The organism is Stenotrophomonas sp. HMWF003 (genome assembly GCF_003061285.1).
In the GTDB taxonomy this organism is placed as follows: Bacteria; Pseudomonadota; Gammaproteobacteria; order Xanthomonadales; family Xanthomonadaceae; genus Stenotrophomonas; species Stenotrophomonas maltophilia_AP.
Window position 1 is genome coordinate 1 of the sequence record NZ_QAIW01000098.1, and the last position, 7,471, is coordinate 7,471.

The 7,471-nt window shown below is 67.5% G+C and carries 3 protein-coding genes; all 3 read right to left on the reverse strand.

What is annotated here, in order from left to right; translation table 11 throughout:
* Window positions 1-83: 83 nt before the first annotated feature.
* Window positions 84-1,439 carry a Gfo/Idh/MocA family oxidoreductase gene (locus DBR34_RS03980; RefSeq protein WP_128095798.1) on the reverse strand — a complete coding sequence of 452 codons (1,356 nt, stop codon included), beginning with the start codon at window positions 1,437-1,439 and terminating at the stop codon, window positions 84-86.
* Between the two features lie 53 nt (window positions 1,440-1,492).
* Window positions 1,493-4,465 (reverse strand): TonB-dependent receptor, encoded by a 2,973-nt coding sequence (locus tag DBR34_RS03985; protein ID WP_128095799.1) that lies wholly within the window; start codon window positions 4,463-4,465, stop codon window positions 1,493-1,495.
* Window positions 4,466-4,602: 137 nt separating this feature from the next.
* A partial coding sequence (locus tag DBR34_RS03990) for a TIM-barrel domain-containing protein (RefSeq protein ID WP_128095800.1) occupies window positions 4,603-7,471 on the reverse strand: 2,869 nt, incomplete at its 5' end.

Below are 7,471 nucleotides of genomic sequence, written 5' to 3' on the forward strand. Positions count from 1 at the left end.
GGCATGTACTGTGCGCACGCTGCGTGACAGTGCGATGGCGGACGGCGTCGGTTGGCGCCGACCGTGGGTCGGTGCGCCTTTGCTCAATACGTCCCGTCGAACGCAAAGATCGGTTTGCGCTGCTTCCACAGCCCGGCGGTGAAGTCTGGGAATTCCAGCGTCTGGAAGCTGTTGGCGATGGACTGCTCCGACAGCGGGGTGATCGCACTCCAGGTGATGGCGTCGTAGATGTCGATCGGCATCGGCGCGCGGGCCTTCAGTGCTTCCACGAACGCATGGATCACGAACCAGTCCATGCCGCCGTGGCCGGCGCTCGCGGCGGTGTCGGCGTGCTGCTTCCACAGCGGGTGCTCGTACTGGTCCTGGTAGCCCTTGAAGTCTTCCCACTTGTGCGGCGGGCTGCGGCCTTCGATGTGGATGGACTGGTTGACGTCCATCCACAGGCCCTTGGTGCCCTGTACGCGGAAGCCCATCGAATACGGGCGCGGCAGCGAGGTGTCGTGCTGCAGGATGATGGTCTCGCCGTTCTCGCAGGCCAGCGTGGTGGTCACCACGTCGCCCAGCTTGAAGGCCACCTTGGTGCTGGGGTGGGTGGTGCCGCCGCTCTTGGCCACGGTGTAGTCGTGCAGGCCGCGCGCCTTGCTGGCGAACGCATTGATGTGGGTGAAGCGGTTGCCGCGGTTGATGCCGGTGTACATGGCGCAGGGGCCGATGCCGTGGCTGGGGTACAGCTCGCCGTTGCGCTTGACCGAGTGCTCGGTGCGCCAGCGCGCTTCGGACCAGCCCTTGGCGCCGAACTCCACACCGCTGTCATAGGGCTGGTTGGGGTCGCCGGAGTTGAACTTCACCCCGCGCAGGTCGTGCTGGTAGCCGGCCTGCAGGTGCACCAGTTCGCCGAACAGGCCCTGCCGCACCATCTGCAGAGCGGCCATCACATCGCGCCGGTAGCAGACGTTCTCCAGCAGCATGTACGGGGTGCCGGTGGACAGCTGGGTCTTGAGCACGTCCCAGTGGTCCTGCAGGGTGATGCCGGCCACCACCTCGCAGCCGACCGCGATCCTGGCCTGCATGGCCGCAATGGCCATCGGGGCGTGGTACTCCCACGGGGTGGCGATGACCACGCCATCCAGCCCGCGCTGTTCCAGCAGGCGCTTCCAGGCATTGACGTCGCGGTCCTGGCCGTAGGTTTTCGGCGCCGGCTTGCCGGCCTTGGCCACCATCTCCACGGCGCGGCCGAGCATGATCGGTTCGATGTCGCACAGCGCCACCACTTCCACGTCGTCGCGGCGCACCAGCTCCTTCAGCAGCACCTGGCCGCGCATACCCGTGCCGATCAGGCCCAGCCGCACCTTGCGCCCGCGCGCCCAGGCCGGCACCTGCGGCAGCAGGCTGCTGGCGGCGACGGCGGCGCTGGCCGCGATGAATTCCCTACGTTGCATGGAACACTCCTCTTCTTGAGACCGCGCCGGCGGGGGCCGGCGCGGTGGAACCGTCAGAACTTATAGCCGACGGTCAGACTGTAACCACGACCGAAGATGGTCGCGTAATCGCTGGAATCGCCCAGGAAGCTGTTCGGATCGTAGAACGGCAGGCGGTCGAACAGGTTCTTGATGGTGAAGCCCACGTTCCAGTGGTCATCCGGACGCCAGGCCACGCTCAGGTTGGCGGTCCACCACGACGGGGCGCCGTCGCACTTGCTCTGTTCCACCGGCAGGTAGCCGGCGGTGCAGGTCTGCGGGTTGTTGTCTTCTTCATCGATCTGCTGGAGCGCCCACTTGGTGCCGCCCACGTAGTTGATGAACATGCTGGTGGTGACCTGCTTGTAGCTCCAGTCGGCGTTCAACGTGGCACGCAGGCGCGGGTTGTTGTAATAGCCCACCAGGTCACCGTAGTACCAGCCGCTTTCCTCGTCCAGGTAGGAGCGGTTGCGGTTGGCGATGGTGGCGGCCACGCCGATGTTCAGGTTGCCCCACTCGCCCAGCGAGAAGCGGCTGCGTGCGTCGATGTCGAAACCGTCGATCAGGGTCTTGCCGCGGTTCTTGTACTGGCCCACCACGCTGGCCACGTTGCCGGTGCTGTAACCGGGCAGCGTGCCGGGGCAGCTGACGCCGCTGGCCGGGTCGGCGCACATGGCCGCCAGCGCCGCCTGGTTGGCACGGTCGGCTTCGGTGATCGGCGAGCGGGTCGAGGAGATGATGTCTTCGTCGCGGGTGTAATCGGGTGCGACGATTTCGTTGGTGCGGTAGATGAACCAGTAATCGGCCGACACCGACAGCCACGCGGTGGGCTCGTAGACGAAGCCCAGCGTGGTGATCTTGGCCTTCTCCGGCTTCAGGTCCGGGTTGGGCTGGGTCATGCGCGCCACGGTGCGGCTGCAGTCGCTGTTGAGCAGGGTCTTGCCCAGGTCCACGTCACCGCCACGCCGGGACTGCAGCAGCAGGTTGGCGATGGCATTGGTCTCGTTGCAGCGCAGTTCGTCGCGGTAGCCGCCGAGCTGGGCGAACACGCCGCCGTTGCCGGATTCGGCCAGGCTGGGCGCGCGGAAGCCGGTGGAATAGGTGCCGCGCAGCATCAGCTGGTCGAACATCTGGTACTTCAGGCCGACCTTCGGGGCCAGGTTGGCGCTGAAGTCGGGGTACTTGTCCACGCGCAGTGCCGCGTCCAGTTCCAGCTTCTCGGTGAGCGGGGCCACGGTTTCGGCGAACAGCGCGTAGGTGTTGCGCTTGCCGTCGAACCACGAGCCACCCTGCTGGGTGATCAGGCCGTTGGCCGCGTCGGGGTTGCCGGGGGTGTAGAAGGTTTCGCGGCTGGCATTGAAGCCGAAGGCCGCGCGCACTTCACCGGCCGGCATCTGGAACAGCGGGCCTTCGATCTTGCCGTCCAGGGTGTGCAGGCGGGTCCAGGACTGGATGTCGAAGGTGGGGAACGCTTCGCGGATCAGCGCCGCGTTGGCGTCGCTGATTTCGCCGAACTTGTACGCCGGGTGGTCGGAGATGATCACCCGCCCGGTGCCCGGGTCGACGCTGTATGGGCCAAACGCCTTCTCGAAGCCGGCCAGGTTGACGTTGGTGGTCTGGTAGGTCACCGAGTGGCTGCCGGCGGTGGCGAAGGCGGTTTCCCAGTTCCAGTCGCCCACGTCGCCGCGCAGGCCGGCCACCACGCGGTAGCTCTGGTCGGTGTTGCGCTGGCCGAAGTGGCTGGCGCCCACGTCCTGCAGCAGGTACTGCAGGCCGACCACGCCGCCCATCAGGGCCTTCAGTTCGGGCGAAGCGTGGTTGTACTCGTTGTTCGGGCCCAGGTACGGGTACAGGAACTGGTTGACGGTGGTGCCGGTGTTGCGCGAGAACCAGCTGGTGGGGTTGCCGGTGGTGGTGCCGTAGGCACGCGGGGTGCCGCCGTTGGCGGTGAGGTCGATGTCGGTGTAGGTCGCTTCGGCGAACGCCTCGGTGCTGTCGCCGATAAGGAAGTGGGCGTTGACGTAGGCGGTATTGCGCTCGGACTTGGCGCCGGCGTCGATCTCGTTGTTCATCCACGTCTCCCAGATACAGCGCGGGCCGGCTGCTTCACTGGTGAGCACGTTGTTGCAGCCCGGTGCGGCTTCCTGCACGCGACGACCGGTGACCGGGTCGAAGGCGAAGTAGCTGCCCGGGTTGAACTCGCCCGGCTTGCTGCCGGTGCCCAGGCGCAGGTTGGGCAGGTAGTTGGGATTGTTGACGTAGTACTGGGACGGGCGCTTGTCGTAGAAATCGCTCAGCGGAATCGCATCGCGCCGGTACAGGTTGACCGAGGCGTACACGTTGTAGCGGTCTTCATCCAGGTCACCGAAGCCGGCGGTGATGCTGCCCTGGTGTTCGCCGTAGGAACTGATGCGCGAGGACTTGTCGGTGGTGAGGTTGATTTCCGCACCCTGGTAGGAGCGCTTGGTGATCACGTTGATGACACCGGCCACCGCGTCGGTACCGTACACCGCCGAGGCGCCGTCGGTGAGCACTTCCATGCGTTCGATCGCCGCGGCGGGAATCGCATCGATGTTGACGAACTGGGTCTGGAAGCCGGCCGGCGCGCCGTAGTACGACAGGCGACGCCCGTTCAGCAGCACCAGCGTGCCCTGCGCGCCGAGGCCACGCAGGTTGGCCTGCGAGGCGCCGTCGGAACCGGTGAACAGCGAGCGCGCATCCTGCTGGGCGGGACGTGCCGCCGGCAGGTTGTCGAGCACCTGCAGCAGCGTGCGCGCGCCCATGTTCTCGATGTCCTGCTTGCTGATCACCTGCACCGGCGAGGCGGTTTCCACGTCGCTGCGGCGGATGTTGGAGCCGGTCACTTCAATGCGCTGCAGTTCGGTGGCCTTGGCAGCGGGCGCGGCCTCCTGCGCACCGGCGTTGCCGACCACGGCAAGGGCCAGGCCCAGTGCGATGGACAAGGGGGTAGCGGGGATGCAGCGATGGCGATGGCGTTCGGTCAACATCTTTGTCTCCTTGTTCGATCCGCAGCGTGGGGCTGGCGGTGGATGGGTGTTTTCGGGCAAACGTCCCCCGTGCCGCGGCCACACGGCCGCAGACGGGAAACGGAGAGAGCTGTTTTTCTGAAAGCGTGTTTCTTCGGTTACGGCGACACGATGCTGGCGGTATCGCCCTCCTGTCCGATCAGCGCGGCGTTGGCCCAGTTGCCGCAGACCTGCGCGGGGTGGTCGCCCTGCGCGCCCAGCGTGCGCAGGCTCAAGGTGTGCAGGCCGCGTACGTCCAGTTCCGGTTTGACCACGCCGGGCGCCTTGACCAGGCCGCTGTCATACAGCAGCCGGTTGTCGCCCCACACCTGGAACTGCATGCCACCGGCGGCGCGGCACTGGTCATCGATGCCCAGGTCGGCGCGCAGCAGGCGCCAGCTGCCGGTGAGTTTCAGGTCGATGCGGCTGCTGGCATTCACGCCCAGGCCGCGGCGGAACAGCAGGCCGTTCATGCGCAACGCCGCCTGGCCGCCAAAGGCGTGGTCGCTGGCCACGCTGGCCTGCAACGCGGCCGGCAGCGGCAGCGCGGACAGATACAGCTGCTGTGCCGGCGTGGTGGGCTGCGGGTGTTCCAGCACATGGAAGCTGGACAGCACGATCGGGCCAACGTCGCGCGGCTGCAGCGCATCCACCGCACGGGCCACGCTGCCCTGCGCGGCGGTCACCATCGGATCGCTGGCGCTGGCACCGTCGCCGTCGGGGTTCTGCGTGCTCAGCACACGGAAGCGCAGCAGGCGGCCGGCCTGGGCGGGGAAGTCGATCTGCTGCATGCCCTGCTGCAGGGTGAGGCGGCCCCGCTTGACCGGTTCGCCCCACTCGCCGTTGCTGTCGGCCAGGTAGACCTCGTAGTCGCGGATCTGGCCGTTCTTCCAGTGCTGATCGTTGCGTGGCGCCAGTTCGATCCCGTCGATCAGCTTGCGCTCGCCGAAGCCGATCACCCATTCGTGGGCGCCGGTCTTGACCGCCTGGTTGCGCACCGTGCGGAACCAGGTGGCGGGGTCGTCGTCGAAGGCCTTTTCCAGCGCGTAGCCCTGCTCTTCGGCCGGGCGGTTGACCACCAGCAGGCTGTCGGAGGGCAGTGCGCGGCCCAGTTCCGGCGCGGCCGGGTAGGCGTCGTCCGCCACGGCGGCGGCCACCGGCAGGGCCAGCTGCAGCGCCAGCGGCTGGCGGATATCGGTGGGCGCGGTGCGCACATGCAGCGTGCCGCGACGCTCGGCGGCATCGAAGTACCACCCTTCACTGGCGGCCTGCCAGGCTGCCTTGTCGGCCAGCATGGGCAGCGCGCGCTCGCCCAGGGCGACGGCGGTGGGGCGCTGGCGGCTGAGCACGCGCAAGGCGTAGCGGCGTTGCGGCAGCTGGCCGGCGTACTGGCCCTGCACCGCACCGATGCGCACCTGCACCGGGCCCGTGCCCTGCGCGGGGGCCTGCACGGTCACCTGCTGGGTGCTCGATTCGCCTTGCTCGTAACGCCGGGTGTTGCCGTCGTCTTCGTACAGGGTGTACTGCGCGTCGCCCTGCGGGTACAGGTCGAAGGTGACTTCATCCAGCGGCTTCTGCCCGTCGTAGAGCATGTCCGGGTACATCGGGATGATCGCGCCGGCGCGCACGAACACCGGAAGGGTGGCCAGGTCCACGGCGCGGTCCAGGGTGCGGCCGGCGGCACCGGCCTGCAGCTGGCGGCCGTCCCAGTAGTCGATCCAGCGGCCCTGCGGCAGGTGAATGTCGCGGCGCCAGCCGCGGCTGGCCGCCTGGCTGCGGTACACCGGCGCGATCAACAGCTCGCGGCCCAGAAGGAACTGGTACTTGTAGGCCTCGGTATAGGCCTGCGGGTCCTGCGGGTAATCCCACATCAGCGCGCGCAGCAGCGGTGCGCCGGTGGTGGCTGCTTCATGCGCCAGCCCGTACATGTACGGGGTCATGCGCATCTTCAGCTTCAGGTAATCGCGGTTGACGCTGCGGTAGGGCTCATCGAACCACCACGGGTGCTTGCGGGCGTTGCCCGACCAGCCGGACATGCCCATCAGCACCGGGGTGAAGCTCTTCCACTGCAGGTCGCGGGTGAAGGTTTCGGCGCTGCCGCCGAAGATCGCATCCACATCACCGCTGGCGTAAGCCATGCCCGACAGCCCCGAGCCGACCAGGGTCGGAATGTGCCAGCGGATGTAATCCCAGCTGCTGCTCTGGTCGCCGGTCCAGGCCACCGCGTAGCGCTGGATGCCGCCCCAGCCCATCACCGTCCACAGGAACGGGCGCGAGTCGGAGTTGTGCAGGATGCCGTTGAACGCGGACTGGTTGGCGTCCATCGCGAACTGGTAGCCCTTGCCGGTCCAAGCCACGTCCAGCTTCTGCACGCGGCTGCCGGCGGTGCCCACTTCCCAGGCGATCTTGTCCACGCCGTTCTCGGTCCACAGACCGGTCTTGAAGCCGTACTGGGCCAGGCCCTTCACCGTTTCCGGCAGCTTCTTGTAGCCGCAGCCATAGCCATCGTTGGGCAGGATCCAGCCGCCGGGCATGTCGTGGTCGCGGTACTGTTTGGCCACGCTGTCCACCACGTCCGGGGTGGTGCCGGTGGGACCGTCGCTCCAACCATCGGGCACGCTGCCGGGCTTCTTGATGTTGTCGCCGTCGTTGTAGCAGTCGGCGTCGCCGTAGGAGAACGCCCAGCGCGGCAGCAGCGCGGCACGGCCGGTCAAGGTGGTGTAGCGGTCCAGCAGGGTGTGCAGGCTGGGGCCGACGAAGTAGTACGCATCGAAACGGTCTTCGCGGTGCAGCAGCGTGGCCTGGTCGGCCTGGCGCAGATCGTAGGTGCCATCGCTCCAGGTGTTGCGCAGCATGCCCCAGCCGCGTGCGCTCAGCAGCATGGGCGCAGGGTTGGGGCGGTCGCCCTCTTCCCAGCCACCGGAATAGGACACCTCCAGTTCGCGGCCCTTGAAGGCGAAGCGGCCGTTCTGCTGGCCGCCACCGAAG

Bases quoted from the DNA above. Each gene is read 5' to 3' on its own strand.
- DBR34_RS03980 (WP_128095798.1), bottom strand. From the start codon at position 1,439: ATGCAACGTAGGGAATTCATCGCGGCCAGCGCCGCCGTCGCCGCCAGC.
- DBR34_RS03985 (WP_128095799.1), bottom strand. From the start codon at position 4,465: ATGTTGACCGAACGCCATCGCCATCGCTGCATCCCCGCTACCCCCTTG.